Annotated in this window: 12 protein-coding genes, 1 tRNA gene and 2 pseudogenes; 5 read left to right on the forward strand and 10 right to left on the reverse strand. The window is 60.8% G+C overall.

All coding sequences use genetic code 11. The features are described from left to right. Positions 1–470, reverse strand: a pseudogene (locus LB554_RS28200) (flagellar motor protein MotB); the annotation flags it as partial. 198 nt (positions 471–668) lie between these two features. Between LB554_RS28200 and LB554_RS28205 the strand changes: the two are divergent. Then, complete coding sequence (locus LB554_RS28205) at positions 669–1,115, forward strand: YcgN family cysteine cluster protein (RefSeq protein ID WP_041163697.1); 447 nt, start codon at positions 669–671, stop codon at positions 1,113–1,115. 248 nt (positions 1,116–1,363) lie between these two features. Beyond that, positions 1,364–1,720, forward strand: coding sequence for a hypothetical protein (locus tag LB554_RS28210; RefSeq protein WP_224588101.1), 357 nt, complete (start codon positions 1,364–1,366; stop codon positions 1,718–1,720). Between the two features lie 167 nt (positions 1,721–1,887). Here LB554_RS28210 and LB554_RS28215 read toward each other — a convergent pair whose 3' ends face one another. Next, complete coding sequence (locus tag LB554_RS28215; RefSeq protein WP_224588102.1) at positions 1,888–2,598, reverse strand: SIMPL domain-containing protein; 711 nt, start codon at positions 2,596–2,598, stop codon at positions 1,888–1,890. A 135-nt stretch (positions 2,599–2,733) separates the two neighbouring features. On the opposite strand from LB554_RS28215, the gene LB554_RS28220 reads away from it, so the two are divergent. Further along, positions 2,734–2,809 (forward strand) — tRNA-Ile (locus LB554_RS28220). A 191-nt stretch (positions 2,810–3,000) separates the two neighbouring features. Here the strand turns inward: LB554_RS28220 and LB554_RS29580 are convergent. Further along, positions 3,001–4,005, reverse strand: a pseudogene (locus LB554_RS29580) (tyrosine-type recombinase/integrase); the annotation flags it as partial. 15 nt (positions 4,006–4,020) lie between these two features. Then, positions 4,021–4,266, reverse strand: a complete 246-nt coding sequence (locus LB554_RS28230) for a hypothetical protein (protein WP_224588103.1) — start codon at positions 4,264–4,266, stop codon at positions 4,021–4,023. A gap of 290 nt (positions 4,267–4,556) precedes the next feature. Here LB554_RS28230 and LB554_RS28235 point away from each other — a divergent pair, with 290 nt between their 5' ends. Both LB554_RS28235 and galE read left to right on the forward strand, forming a co-directional pair. After that, positions 4,557–5,531, forward strand: coding sequence for a UDP-glucuronic acid decarboxylase family protein (locus LB554_RS28235; RefSeq protein ID WP_015316531.1), 975 nt, complete (start codon positions 4,557–4,559; stop codon positions 5,529–5,531). Beyond that, positions 5,528–6,502 (forward strand): UDP-glucose 4-epimerase GalE, encoded by a 975-nt coding sequence (gene galE, locus LB554_RS28240; protein WP_224588104.1) that lies wholly within the window; start codon positions 5,528–5,530, stop codon positions 6,500–6,502. The genes LB554_RS28235 and galE overlap by 4 nt, the downstream gene beginning before the upstream one ends. Positions 6,503–6,522: 20 nt before the next feature. On the opposite strand, the gene LB554_RS28245 is transcribed toward galE, so the two are convergent. Genes LB554_RS28245 through LB554_RS28270 form a run of 6 tightly spaced genes read right to left on the reverse strand, consistent with a single transcriptional unit; the run spans position 6,523 to position 13,803 of the window. After that, the gene (locus tag LB554_RS28245; protein WP_224588105.1) at positions 6,523–7,743 is read right to left on the reverse strand and encodes a glycosyltransferase family 4 protein; all 1,221 of its coding nucleotides are present in this window, start codon (positions 7,741–7,743) and stop codon (positions 6,523–6,525) included. Between the two features lie 15 nt (positions 7,744–7,758). After that, positions 7,759–8,499, reverse strand: a complete 741-nt coding sequence (locus tag LB554_RS28250) for a class I SAM-dependent methyltransferase (protein WP_141906172.1) — start codon at positions 8,497–8,499, stop codon at positions 7,759–7,761. Beyond that, a complete protein-coding gene (locus tag LB554_RS28255) occupies positions 8,417–9,796 on the reverse strand; it encodes a glycosyltransferase family 2 protein (RefSeq protein WP_083882987.1) in 1,380 nt (459 codons plus the stop codon). The genes LB554_RS28250 and LB554_RS28255 overlap by 83 nt, the downstream gene beginning before the upstream one ends. Then, positions 9,793–11,016: a glycosyltransferase family 2 protein gene (locus tag LB554_RS28260; RefSeq protein WP_015316535.1), complete on the reverse strand. Its 1,224-nt coding sequence runs from the start codon at positions 11,014–11,016 to the stop codon at positions 9,793–9,795. The genes LB554_RS28255 and LB554_RS28260 overlap by 4 nt, the downstream gene beginning before the upstream one ends. A 4-nt stretch (positions 11,017–11,020) precedes the next feature. Next, positions 11,021–12,811 (reverse strand): ABC transporter ATP-binding protein, encoded by a 1,791-nt coding sequence (locus tag LB554_RS28265; RefSeq protein WP_224588107.1) that lies wholly within the window; start codon positions 12,809–12,811, stop codon positions 11,021–11,023. Further along, positions 12,808–13,803 (reverse strand): glycosyltransferase family 2 protein, encoded by a 996-nt coding sequence (locus LB554_RS28270; protein WP_015316537.1) that lies wholly within the window; start codon positions 13,801–13,803, stop codon positions 12,808–12,810. The genes LB554_RS28265 and LB554_RS28270 overlap by 4 nt, the downstream gene beginning before the upstream one ends. Positions 13,804–13,811 lie beyond the last annotated feature (8 nt).

The following is a 13,811-nucleotide window of genomic DNA, read 5'->3' on the forward strand; positions in this document are numbered from 1 at the left end:
TGCTGCTGCTGGTCGCGCTTCTTCCTGCGCGGCTGCTGCTCGTCGGTTGCGGGCGCGGCCTCGCCGGCGGGCGCCTGTTCGGTCTGCTGCTGCTGGTCGCGCTTCTTCCTGCGCGGCTGCTGCTCGTCGGTTGCGGGCGCGGCCTCGCCGGCGGGCGCCTGCTCGGCCTGCTGCTGCTGGTCGCGCTTCTTCCTGCGCGGCTGCTGCTCTTCAGCCGCGGGGGCGGGCTGCTGCGCGGCCGGAGCGGTCTCGGTCTGCTGTTGCTGCTCGCGCTTCTTCTTGCGCGGCTGTTCCTCGTCGCCCTGTCCCTGGTCGGTGGGGGTGTCCTGCGCCAGGATGATCAGCGGTGTCCCCCCGCGTTGCATGGGGCCGAACGCGGCTGTCCCCTGAAGCGGGGACGCGCCTAACGGCGCGGATGCCATCAACAGGCCAAGGGCTGTGCCTGCCAGAATCCGTGGTTGGCGTTTCATCGAAATTCTCCTTGTGGGGTCCCATCCTTGCCGAAACCGCTTTTAACGAAATTGGTTCCAGTTGCCCATCGTTAGGGGCTGTACAGGGCTATTGGCCGACCTTTTGAAGGCAACTTCATGTCATTCGGCCCCCTTTGCAGCCTCATTCCGGCTGTCGCCGCGCTTGACCTTGGCGGCGGCTGGGGCCACATGCCGGAAATGGAAACCCCGTTCTGGAAGACCAAGACGCTGGAAGAGATGAGCCCCACCGAGTGGGAATCGCTCTGCGACGGCTGCGGCAAGTGCTGCCTGTCCAAGCTCGAGGACGAGGACACCGGTGAAATCTACTGGACCAGCGTCGGCTGCCGGCTGTTCGACGCCGAGAGCTGCCGCTGTGCGGACTATGCCAACCGGCTGGCGCGCGTTCCCGACTGCGTCGGCCTGACGCCGCAGAATGTGCGCACCATCAGCTGGCTGCCCAGCACCTGCGCCTACCGGCTGGTGGCGGAAGGCCGCGACCTCTACTGGTGGCATCGGTTGGTTTCCGGCAGTGCCGAGACCGTGCACGAGGCAGGCATTTCCATGCGGGGCCGGGTCAAGGCGAGCGAGACCGACCTGGCCGAGCCGGAAGACTATTTTGACTTTATGCTCGACGACGAGCCCTGACGCGCGCGGTAGATCGTCAGGAGTTGCCTGTCGGGAACCGTGCGAGGGCGAGGCGCCTGGCGCGATATTGTTGAATGCCGGCGAGGGATTTTGCCGGCGCGAGATTTGCAAGGTCGGCGCTTTGCCCGTGTGGCGCTACATGAACCGCGGATGAACGGGCAGTTCGTAAATAGTTCAGACAGGCCGGTGCATTCTCCCGCCATCGGTTTCGCGAGGAGGGCGCAAGCCCGCAACAAGGAGAGAGAACCATGTACACCAGCATCAAGACGGCAGCGCTTTCGGCTCTGGTCGGCCTCGGCACGCTGGCGGCCATCCCCGCCCATGCCGACAGCCTCTATCTTGGCTTCGGCAACAACCAGGACCCGCGCTTCGGCGTCTATGCCGGCGACGACGGCTATCGCCACCGCCGGGACGAGCGCCGCGACGATTGGCGCCGTGGCTGCTCGCCGGATCGCGCCCTCGACAAGGCGGAGCGCATGGGGCTGCACCGTGCCCGCATCGTCGATGTCAACCGCCGCGTGGTCAAGGTGATGGGCCGTCAGTACGGCGACCGCGTCGTCATCGTGTTCGCCAACGAGCGCGGTTGCCCGGTCATCAACCGCTGAGAATCTCAGGCGTGGACCTTCTGTGAAGGTCTGGAGCCCCTTTCCCTAGGGAAAGAAGTGGCCCGAAACCCCGCGGGAGCGATTCCGCGGGGTTTTTAATGCCCGCGGCGGTCTCTCTTGAGCAGGTCCGTGGCCAAGCAATGCTCAGCCACGGCGTCCAGCGCCGCCTACTTCAGTTCGAAGGTAACGGTGACCTGGACATTGTAGGCGTTCTCGCCGGCCTGTACCGGCGCCGCGCCGGCCGCGGCGTCGAATGCCTTGGCGTTGATCGGCATCGGCGCCGGCCTGCTGTTCTGATCGGTGATCTCGAGCACACGGCCCAGGCTGACCCCGGCCGCCTCGGCCAGCGTCCTGGCCTTGGCCATGGCGTCGGCGACAGCTTTCTTGCGCGCCTCGGTGACGGTGGCCGCCGGATTGTCATTGGTGAAGGCGATGCCGCCGCCCTGGTTGACGCCGAGCGACACCGCCCTGTCGAGGATCTCGCCTGTCTTGTCGACGTCGCGCACGCGCACCGAGAGCGTGTTGGTCACCTGATAGGCGACGAGTTCGGCCTCCTGGCTGCCGTCCGGCTTGTTGGTGTAGTTGTAGCGGGGGTTGATCTGGATGCCCGCAGTCTGCAGGTCGCGATCCTTGATGCCGGCGGCCTTCATCGCGGCGATCACCGCGGCCATGGCATCATTGTTGGCGTCGAGCGCGGCGCGCGCCGTCTTGGCTTCGCGCATGACGCTGAGCGTCAGCACCGCCAGATCGGGGGCCACGGTTGCTTCGCCCTCGCCGGACACGATGATGCGGGGCGGGGTCGGCAGATCGGTGGCTCCAGCCATCGCCGGAAAAGCGATTGCAGCGGCGAGCGCGAGGGGCAAAAGATGTCTGGTCATGAAAATCTCCTTGGTCTGCGATCAAGTCGCAGGGGGGCGCGTAGAGCGCGATTATGGGTTGATTTGGGCGATCTGCGAAAGCCCGCCGGGAAAGCCTTGTGCCGCGATGCGAAAAACATTAATCCAGCCCGCGTGGGGCCTGTAGCTCAATGGTTAGAGCCGGCGGCTCATAACCGCTTGGTTGGGGGTTCGAGTCCCTCCGGGCCCACCATTATCGTTGTTTTTCAATGGCTTACGAGTAGGTTCGCCAACGGGTTCGCCAGAAGGTTCGCCAAGCATCGGCCTGCGGGTCACCAGCCGCACGACGCGATCCATGCCCTGAACCGCCAGACGAACCTGCGATGCCTCGCGTGAATAGAGCTCGGCATGATCGATGTCGTCGTGGCCCAGCACATCCATGAGCTGCCTGGTCGAGGCCTCGGCCTCGGCGAGATAGACGCCGAGCGACTTTCGCAGCCCATGCAGCGTCAGCCCTTTCGCAAGCCCTGCAAGCTTGCACCAGTGCGCCATGCTCCCGGTCAGGGACTTGGAGGAGAAGGGCTGGCCATAAGCGGTCACCAGGACGGTTTCGCCGCGCTTGTCGGCGGCCCCAAGAATGTCGGCCAGCATGGGCGTGATCGGTACGAAAAGCCGCTTGCCACCGGTCCGGTTCTTGTTCTTTGCCTGGACGATGTCGAAGCCGTCGAAATGACGCTCCTGGCCATCGATCATGACCTTGCGCGTTACCCTCTGGTCCCACCTTAGATCGGCGACATCGCCGCGACGATTGCCCAGCCAGAGCGCCAGCCCGTAACAGGTGCGCGCAGCCGTCCCCAGCGGCCAGCGCTGCTCAAACTTCTGCATCGCTTCGTGAGGCCAAGCCTTCCAGCCCGTGTAGGCAGGACGCCACTCGACCGCCGCGGTAGGATCGATTGCAATCCAGTCCAGTCGCATCGCGACATAGACGAGCTTGCGTATCGCGACGAGCAGATGCTTGGCCTTGTGTGGTGTCGCGATAAAGTGCCCCAGAAGCTCTTCGACGTGGACCCGCCGCAGGTTTTTAACGGGCACGTCGCGCCATGTCAGCGGATGGTCCGGGACCACCCGCAGACCCAGAAATTCCTCGATCAGGCGGCTGTTCTTGAATTTCGTGCTGTCATCATGGGCGAGCCACTTGACCGACGCCTTCAATCTCTTTTCGGCTGCTCCGAACGTTCCTGGCAAGGCAGCACCCGGCATTGTGACAACCGGCGCTTTCCGAATCTTACGACCCTCGACAGCGGCCTGATAGGCTTCCTTGAAACCTCTCTCGTTGGGGGCAGGCAGCGGCACCAGGCGGCCATTGGCGCGGTAGCGCCAGCGCGTCTTCCCATGACGATCCTTATAGGAGGACACACCTGGGTGTTTGTCTTTAAGACGCTGTTCCATTGCAGAACCAGACTATTACCCTCGATGATTCCCTTGCAAGAGAAAGTCGACGACATTGTCGTCATCGTCGCCGGGCAGATCCGCGAACGCAGCCTCCAGTTTAAGGCGATCCCAGATCACACGACTGTCGATTTTCTTTGGCTTTGGCATGCGCTTGTCTAAGACCATCTGGTCGAACTTTGTTACCCCGACGCCGACGTAGCGGGCAGCTTCATCCCGCGACAGGCCACGTGGAGGGTAGGAGAGGGTGTCGCTTTTCATCACCTTGATCCGCTAATCAGCTATCCGAACGCGTGGCACTTTCTGTGAATATCGCGTTCGAAATAGCAGGGGCCCCATAAAGGGGAAGCCCGATGTCCGGCTTTGATTGCGGAAGGGCTACCCTGGCGTGCAAATAGGACGCTCGAGCCGCCTGTGAGCGGTGATCGCAGCCCTGGTCCATCGAGAACAATGTCTTGCCCGTAACGTAAATTGAAAGCAGGCCGGTGGCGTATGGCCCTGCGTCAGTTTAATATATTAGTCTTGTCTAAGATTAGCCGGAGACCCTGAAGATGCAGCAGGCGAAACAAATCTTGGTGACAGGCGGCGCAGGTTTCCTGGGATCATTTTTGTGCGAGCGGCTCCTTGCTGAGGGCCATCAGGTAGTTTGCGCAGATAACTTCTTCACAGGAAGCCGCAGAAACGTCTCTCATCTCCTCGATGACCGATCGTTCGAGATTATTCGTCATGACGTGACGTTTCCACTCTACGTAGAGGTTGACGAAATATACAATCTCGCCTGTCCGGCGAGCCCCGTCCACTATCAGTCCGACCCCGTCCAGACGACCAAAACCAGCGTTCATGGCGCGATCAATATGCTCGGACTGGCCAAGCGGGTTCGCGCACACATTCTGCAGGCGTCCACCTCCGAAGTCTATGGCGACCCGGAGGTTCATCCGCAGTTGGAAGACTATTGGGGCAGAGTGAACCCGATTGGCCCTCGTTCCTGCTATGACGAAGGCAAGCGATGTGCCGAGACCCTGTTTTTCGACTATTGGCGACAGCACAAGTTGAAGATCAAGGTAGCCCGTATTTTCAATACCTACGGTCCAAGGATGCGTCCCGACGACGGTCGTGTCGTTTCCAATTTCATCGTGCAGGCGCTGCAAAACAAACCGATTACGGTCTACGGCACTGGCCAGCAGACGCGTTCATTCTGCTACGTCGAGGACCTCATCGACGGTCTGGTACGTCTTATGCAGACGGCCGACGATATCACCGGTCCTGTCAATCTCGGCAACCCGGCGGAATTCACGATGCTCGAACTCGCAAATCTGGTGATCGAACTTACCGGAAGCCGATCGAAGATCAGATTTTCGCCGCTACCCGTCGACGATCCAAAGCAGCGGCAGCCCGATATCCGATATGCTTCCCGCGAACTCAAATGGAAGCCAAGAACTGCATTGCGTGCTGGCCTTGCCAAGACAATTGCGTATTTCGAGGACGTGGTTTCATCTGGGCACATTCGGCCCGCCGCAGCCGAATGAAGACGGTCCTGGTAACTGGCGGGGCCGGCTACATCGGGTCGCACTGCTGCAAGGCATTCGCGGAATCCGGATGGTCGGTTGTTGCCTTTGACAACCTTTCGCGCGGCTGGCGCGACGCGGTGAAATGGGGACCGTTGATCGAAGGCGATATTTCCGACGCGGCGGCTGTGGCGGACGCTCTGGACCAGTATCGGCCGGACGCCGTGGCGCATTTCGCTGCCTACGCTTACGTTGGCGAGTCAGTCGAGCGGCCCGAACTTTACTACCGAAACAATAGTTTCGGCACCCTGGTCCTGCTCGAGGAAATGCTGAAAGCCGGTCTGGACAAGCTGATCTTTTCGAGCACCTGTGCAATTTACGGGATCCCGACGCGGTCGCCGATAGACGAGACGCATCGACAGTCGCCCATCAATCCCTATGGCTGGTCCAAATTCATCATAGAAAGGATGATCGAGGATATCTCACTTGCTCATGGTCTCAACGCGGTCGTGCTTCGGTATTTCAATGCAGCCGGATGCGACCCCGACGGCGAAATCGGAGAAAAGCATGAACCGGAAACACATGTCATTCCGCTCGCCATAGAGGCGGCAGTGAGGCCGGGCCGCATTTTTAGAATCAACGGCACCGATTTTGACACCCGCGACGGAACCGCCGTGAGGGACTACATCCACGTTGTCGATCTCGCGCGCGCCCACGTCCTGGCAGGGGAGAAGCTTCTCCGCGACAAGGGCGTCCACGTCTACAACCTCGGAACCGGAGCGGGTACAACGGTGAACGAACTGGTCGATGCCGTCAGCCGGGCTTCGGGAATGCGGGTTCCGCTGGTTTACGGGCCGCGCAGACCAGGGGACCCGCCGGGGCTTGTTGCTGAGGCCGGCAAGGCCAAGCGGGAACTCGGTTGGGCGGCCGAGCAATCCGCCATCGACAGGATCGTCGAGACGGCACTGGCTTGGTATCGCAGTCGATTGTAACAGATATTGCGCAAGTGACGCTACCGCGCGGTCAGCAAGCGATCGAGAGCGCCAGCCACCGCGCCGAGCGAGAAACTTCCCTCTATCCGCTTTCGCGCCGCCTGTCCGAGGCGGTCTCGCATGGTTGGATCGTCCTTAAGTTTCTTCAGCGCGTGTGCAATTTCCGCCGACTCGTCCCTTCGAACAATGAGGCCGCCGGATGCCTCGCCGTCTGCCAAGATGTCGGGTACGCCCTGTGCGTCGGTAGCAACGATCGGAAGGCCGCAGGCCATCGCCTCCAACGGTGCGACGGGCATACCTTCGGTGCGGGACGCAGTGACATAGGCATCCGCCGCCGAAAGCCAACGCCGTATCAAGGACCGGTCCGTGGTATAGTCGCAAAGCCATCTCACATTCGGCAGTGCGGCCTCTCTCAGCAGCCTGGCAAAAACGTCTCGGTCCTGCCCCGAGCCTATGATGACCAGTTCGGACGAAGCATCACCGGAAAAGAAGGACCATGCTTTCAGGAGCACATCCAGCCCCTTACGGCGAACGTCGATGCGTCCGTGGTTGACGACGACGAAATTCCCGCGCGCCAGACAGAGGTCTTGCCGCGCCTGCTGACGTTCGATCGCTGTCCACTCGCTGGAATCGATGGGGTTGGCAATATTCGCTACCTTGAGGGCTATACGCGGGTAAGCTTTGGCGAGGCGTTCACGCTCCGCAGCCGATGCGACGATTAGGCCGCTGCAGGCACGGAGAGATGCCTGCCTGGCAATTGCCTCTATCCAGGAGAGCGTCCGGTCGCCGCCCTGGAACGTTGCATAGAGCGGAATGCGGTTACGGACTGCCAGCCAGGCAAGCGCATCAAACCGGGTATATTCGTATTCCTGAACGAGAATTGCATCACACTGGGATCGGGCGAGCACCTCCCGGAACGCCGGGAGCGGCGTCGCGGACCAGCGCCGCAGACTGTGACCCGCTGCGGAGTGACCTTGACGCGCGCGCGCGCCGGGAACGACCCAGATCGGCGCGCCCGTGCCGGCATGGTAGTGGCATTCTATCTGCGAGGCATGCTCGGAAGCGCACACAATGACCGGCCTGTGGCCGGCCAGTTGCAGGGCGGAGACGTAACCGAACAGCCAGCCGCCGGTCATCTGTTCGACGAAATCCTTAAGCCGCAATCCTATCGGATCGAGGAATTCCTCCACGACGTCGCCCCATGGAAAGAGGGCGATGACGAGGGAAGCGCGGCGGCCCATCAAATGCCCCAAAATTCATTTACGCCAGGAAAAAGCCGTCTCCGTGCCGCGTGTCGAGCGGTGGTGCAGCACGTAGCCGACAGCCGTGATCGGCGCCGCAAGAGCGTAAAGTATCTTGCGGCGACGGCGTCCCAGACGAGAAAATGCGACGTCGTGAAAGAGTGCCGTCACTGGGTTGATAAATGTGGCGCGGCGTTCCGGCGCACGGTCGAAGAGCGCTGCGAGTTCGGGATCCCAATAGCCGCGACGAACGTGACCCCATTCCTGCATCAGTTCGCTTTCATGCGGGCAATAGGGCTTCATGACGCGAAAATACGGGTAATGCCACTCCGCATGCGGCGTCGAGACAAGAACATACCCGCCTGGGCGCACGACCCTCAAGGCCTCTTGTGCGGCACTACGGTCATCCTCAATGTGTTCAAGCACGTCGAAGAGCGTCGCCACGTCGAAACTGTCGTTCGCGAAGGGGAGGTCACAGGCATCGCCGCAGACGAAGGTCGACTTCGCCCAATCTGGCTGGTGGTTGCCCAACTCGGGATCGAGATCGAGGTTAACGACTTCAGCGTTCGGATAGAGGATACTTGCCATCCCGCTGCGCCCGCCTCCAATTTCGAGTATCCGGCCGGGCCCGTCGATCGCCGCGGGCGCGACGCGATGAATTGCGCGCATCTTCTCACGGTAGAAAAGGCCGTCCGTCAGAGCGTTTGGAAAGGGATTTCGAGACAGGAATTGTCCGAGCGGCGCCTTGCGGATCATCGATTTTCTTCCTCAACCAATTTGATGTTCGCCGTTTTCGCCAGCCGAAACGGACGAGGAATTGAAGACCAGCCAGCCAGCCTTCGACTTCTGCCGCGAGGATACTGGTCCTGCCGGGGGGGCCTTCGAAAAGCGCCTTGACGAATGTTCTCAAGAAATATGCGGGCAGCTGCTTCCAGATGCGATCGATGTTTCCGCGATTGCCAAAATTGTCATATTGCGTGACAAGAGCTGCGACGTGGCCCTTCATGTAGGCTCTTATTTGCCGTCGGAAGCCCGGCCAATCGCGGCGATGATGATGGAAGACAACGGCGCGAGGTTCATACAGGCAAGTCCCTCCTGCGGCCAGCAGCCGGTACCATAGCTCCGAATCTTCGGAACATCCGGCAGCACCGGCGCCGAGGCGCTCGTCGAACGAGCCTACCCGATCGAAGGCCGATCGCCGGAAGGCCATGTTGGCCCCGGCGCCGATTTTCCAAACATGCGCTCCGCTTGGCCGGGTCTCTTCGAAGAAGCGGTGGTCGAAGAGAAGCGGCACGAAGGTGGACCCAAAACCGCCCATGTCGAACTGGAAACGGCGTTGGGCGATCGTATCGAGCCGGGCTGGCAGCACCAAGCCGGTCAGTGCCTCGATGTCCCGTTCTTCGAAGGCGCGCGCGATTTCGGCAGTCCAGCCAGGATGAACCTCGACGTCGTCATCCGTGAACGCGATGATGTCTTGACGGCTTTCCCGGATGCCGGCGGATCGGGCAACACTCAATCCGGGCCGCGGCTCATGAACGAAACGGACCTCAGGAAAGCCGACACATACCGGCCGAGCGTTGCCGTCGCGGGAGTTATCAACGACGATGACTTCGCCCGGGGCGCTGCGTTGCCTTGCAACGCTTTGAAGGCACTCCGCCAGGGCGGGGCCGCGGTCGCGCGTGCAAATTACGACTGAGATGTGCTGGGCCGACGCTGAAGACGCAGTTGCAAGTTCATCAAGGCGGTCGACAAGGTCGTCGGCCCCGAGCGCCGCCGTCAAACAGAGCGCGGACTTTGGCGATCCTTCATAGGTCGCCCGCAAGGGGGCGCCCAGCGGGATGTTGCGGGCAGCCAATTGTGCTGCCGAAAACTCCGCCGCGAACTGCCGCAGACTTGCCTCGCTGTAGGGCAATTCGTCAGGCAAGGACGCTCGCATTCCCAGCGGCAAGTCCTTCCACCAGAAGATCGATAGCGAAGGGGTATCTCCCACATCGGCGTCCGCACAGGCGGAGCCGAGATCGATTTGCCTGACACGGAAGGCCTCGCCATTCACCGGTTTTGCTCCCGGATTCTCTGCACGCGGATACGTGAGCGATCATATTCGCCTGCCAGGCCGCAGATTCCACCCCACAACTCTGCAATGCCGAAACGAAAATCACGACCTTGAAGCTTGCGCGCGGCCCGTGCCAGCGCTTTCAGTCGATCGAAAAACCACCAGCAAACCATGGCACGGTGACGTGCCCTCAGCTCTCCGTCGGTCCGACGGCTTTTGACAAGAAAGGCCATCATACCAAGTCCCCATGTCCAATATTGCCGTCTCAATTGGTCGATCGTCTCGCGATGCTCGTGGTAAACGGCATACTCCGGTTCATAGATCATGGGCCGGCCTGAACGCAGCACGCGATAGAAAATGTCGAGATCGCCACCGCCAGGCAGCGGTGCTCCGGTATCGAGCGCTTCGTCGAAGCCGCCCAGCGATACCAGCAGCGTGCGGTCGAAAGCCATGTTGCAGCCGGCGCCGAGAATACCAGACCCTACCGGGTGCAGCGCATTATCGAATCGGGTGTTGTGGAATTCGTTGCGCCTGAAGCCGCGGCCAAATCCGCCCCTTCGTTCGAAAAAGATCTGCGCCTCGGTGTCCAGGCGAAGCGGCAGCACCAAACCCGTAAAGCCACCGGCACCCGGATTATCCCGGCAGGCTTTGGCAAGCCCGTCAAGCCAGTTGCGGTCGACGACCACGTCATCGTCCAGATAGGCAATCAAGCTGCCCGTGACCGAGCGAAGAGCGGCGTTTCGTGCAAAATCAAGCCCGGGCCTCGGTTCGAACACGTAACGAACGTCCTCGAAGCGCTCGACTGCTTCGCGTGTGGCTGAATCCACAGACGCATTGTCCACCACGACGACTTCGACGCTCGGAAAAGCGGTTGTGCGTCGGACGCTGTCGAGCGAACCCAGCAACCTCGAAAGACGTTCGGCGCGGTCTTTCGTACATATCGCGACGGAGAGGCTCGGCAGGGGCGATTGCCCAACCGGTCTTAGCCGCAGCAATTCCTTATCCATCTTCGCAACCAGGATGCGATCGGCAAAACGTTCATCGGCAACGGATTTCTGTCGCTCCGCCGACAGGATCGCTGCGGAGGCGAGCGCGATCATCTCAAAGCCGACAAGCCGGCCCTGCCAGCGGGCAATGAGACCAACGCCATCGTGCTCTGGCGCAAGCTCAATCGGGGCCAGCGGAATTGACAGTTCGACGTCGACGATCTTGTAGCCCATCGCCTTAGTTCGCACCCATGGCAACACGACCGAGCTGAGACTCGTGAAGTCTTGAAAAATGGCCCGCCCGCTTCAGGAGTTGATCCGGCGGACCAATCTCGATCACCCGTCCTTTCGACATCACGATGATCTGGTCAGCGGCCTGGACGGTGGACAGGCGATGCGCAATGACAACCACGGTGCGATTGTGCGAGTATTGCTCGAGGGCGATCTGGAACGCCTGTTCCGTCTCACCGTCGAGCGCATTCGTGGCTTCGTCCAAAAGGAGAATGTCGGGATTGCGAAGTATGGTCCGGGCCAACGCGATCCGCTGCCTCTGGCCCCCCGACACGCGCATTCCCTGGTCGCCGATCTGCGTCTCGTAGCCCTCCGGAAGCGAACGGATGAAATCGTCCGCCTTCGCAATGCGGGCCGCTTGGCGCAGTTCGTGCTCACCGGCGTCGAAATCGCCGTAAGCGATGTTGGCCGCGATGGTATCGTTGAACAGGTATACCTCCTGAGACATCAGCGACAGCCGCTTGCGCCAACTGCGCAACTCGAAACCTAAGAGCGGGATACCGTCGGCGAGGACTTCCCCCGACGTCGGGTCCATGAAGCGAAAGAGCAGGGCCATGAGGGTGGATTTGCCGGCACCCGACTCGCCAACGATTGCTGTGGTCTTGCCGGCGGGGATACTGAAGGAGACATCCTGTAGCGCCAAAGGCTGATCGGGCGCATACCGAAAGCAGACATCGCGAAATTCGACGGCCGTCTTGAGGGCGGGCGCCGGCAGATAGCCTTGGCTGAGAAACGGCGTTTGCGTTGTGCGCAGGAACTCGTCCACATCCTCAATCGCGCCCGCAAGCCCGTCCAGCGCAATCTTCGACTGCAGCAATTCCCGTGTGGGAGCCTGGAGACGATAAAGCAGCGACAGGAAAGCGGCGAGAGCCGCGATTCCTATGCTTGCTGATTCCGCAATGAGAACCAGTGCACCGATCAGGATCGTGATCGAGATCTCCGAGACAGGCCCGGGGGTCGCCCAAAGCATGTCGAGCCTCAACAGACGACGCCTTACCCTGTCCGATGTCTGAACGAACCGGTCATGCTCGTAGGATTCCTGTGCGAAGGCACGGATCAATTGCAATGAATTGATGCTTTCCCACATCCTGAGGCCGAACTGCTTGTTTTCCTCGACGACGGCCTTGCCGGTCTCGTCAGCGCGTCGCGTTGCCAGACGAATGGCCATTGCTCCGAAAAGCAGGAAAATCATCGAAAAAAAGGTCAATCGGACTGAGATCAATAGCATCAAGAGAACGAAGACGACGAAGGTACAAAGGCAGATCATCAACCGGTAGGCCAGGCTCAGCCCTTGGCTGACCTTCCAGGTATTGTTGGCAATTGTCGTGATGATGTCCGTTCGCCTGTTCTCGACACGGTAGTCGATGCACGAACTTATCGTCTGATCGAAAACCCTGGATCGCAACCGGTGCGCGACGAGGCCGTCAATGTATCTGGTTACCCAGGTGTTGATGAGATGGACCGCGTTTTTGAGGACGATGCTGACGCAAAGCGCTCCGACCAGGAAGGCGGTCAGGTGTTGATGCGGGATGGGTGACAAGATCCTGTCAAACACCGGCTGCCATCTGCCGGGCTGAGGCGGCGAGGCTCCGAGGCTCTGCAGCAGGGGAATGAACAGGACGAGACCCGTACCTTCCAGAACCGCTGCGATCAGTCCAAGTCCCACCACGGTCGGCCCAGCCCAGGCTGGCGCCGCCGCCAGGCGAAAGAGCCGCCGCAATCGCGCGACCAGACTCACCAGATGCCCTCTGCGTAGGGGGGCTGGAACTCGGCGTTTTTGTTTCGGCTCCTTTTCACTCGGATTTTGACCCACCGAGGCACCAGTCGGGCTCGGCAGTAGATGTCCACCATTCTTGGCAGGCGAGAAATCGCCGTCCCTGGCTCCATCAGGAAGAGTTTCTTCATCAGGCCATACGCTGCCGAAAGCCGCCCGCAGATCAAGGCCCTTACGGCGAGCCAATGCAGCATGTCGATCAGATGATCGTCGAGATCGTCCCCGAACTGCGGGTACTTCTGGCGAAACTCGGCAAGGACAATTTCACAAGAACGAAGCATCTGCATGACATCGCTCGACATGTTGGCGTTCGTCATCCGGTAACCCACGAGGTACTGAGGGACGACGCGAAACTCGTAACTTTCGGCTATTCTGAGGCACATCAGCAGGTCCTCGCAGCCTTGTGCGTTCCTGGCCCTCAAGGAAGGGTCGAAGCCTCCCGCTCGCTCGAACGCGGCGCGTCGGACCAGCATTGAACTTCCGTTGCCAACAAAGTTCGTCCTGCACATGCGTTGGAGCACGCGACCCTCGGCATCGGGCCGGTTATGCAATGAGAATACCCGGCCGTCGCCGTCTATATCGGCGAACCAGCAATATGCCAGGCCTGCGGAAGAGCCGCCTTGCTGTAAGGTGCACATCTGAAGCGCGATTTTGGATGGGGCCCAAAGATCGTCGGCGTCCACAAACGCCAGGAACTCCGCATCGGTGGAAGCAACTCCACGATTGCGCGCATTCGCAACGCCGCCGTTCGACTGCCTTATCAGGCGGATACGGCTATCCTGTTCAGCATAGGAGGCCACAATCGAGGCAGAAGGGTCCGTCGACCCGTCGTCGACGACGACAATATCCAGCGCCTGGTAGTGTTGCCCGCAGATGCTGTTCAGGGTCGCGCGAATCGTTCGTTCCGCATTGAACATTGGCACCACGACGCCCACCGTGGCATTGTCTTTGATCATGGGCCTCT

Origin of the sequence: Mesorhizobium sp. CO1-1-11, from assembly GCF_020164995.1 — a bacterium.
GTDB classification, from domain to species: domain Bacteria; phylum Pseudomonadota; class Alphaproteobacteria; order Rhizobiales; family Rhizobiaceae; genus Mesorhizobium; species Mesorhizobium australicum.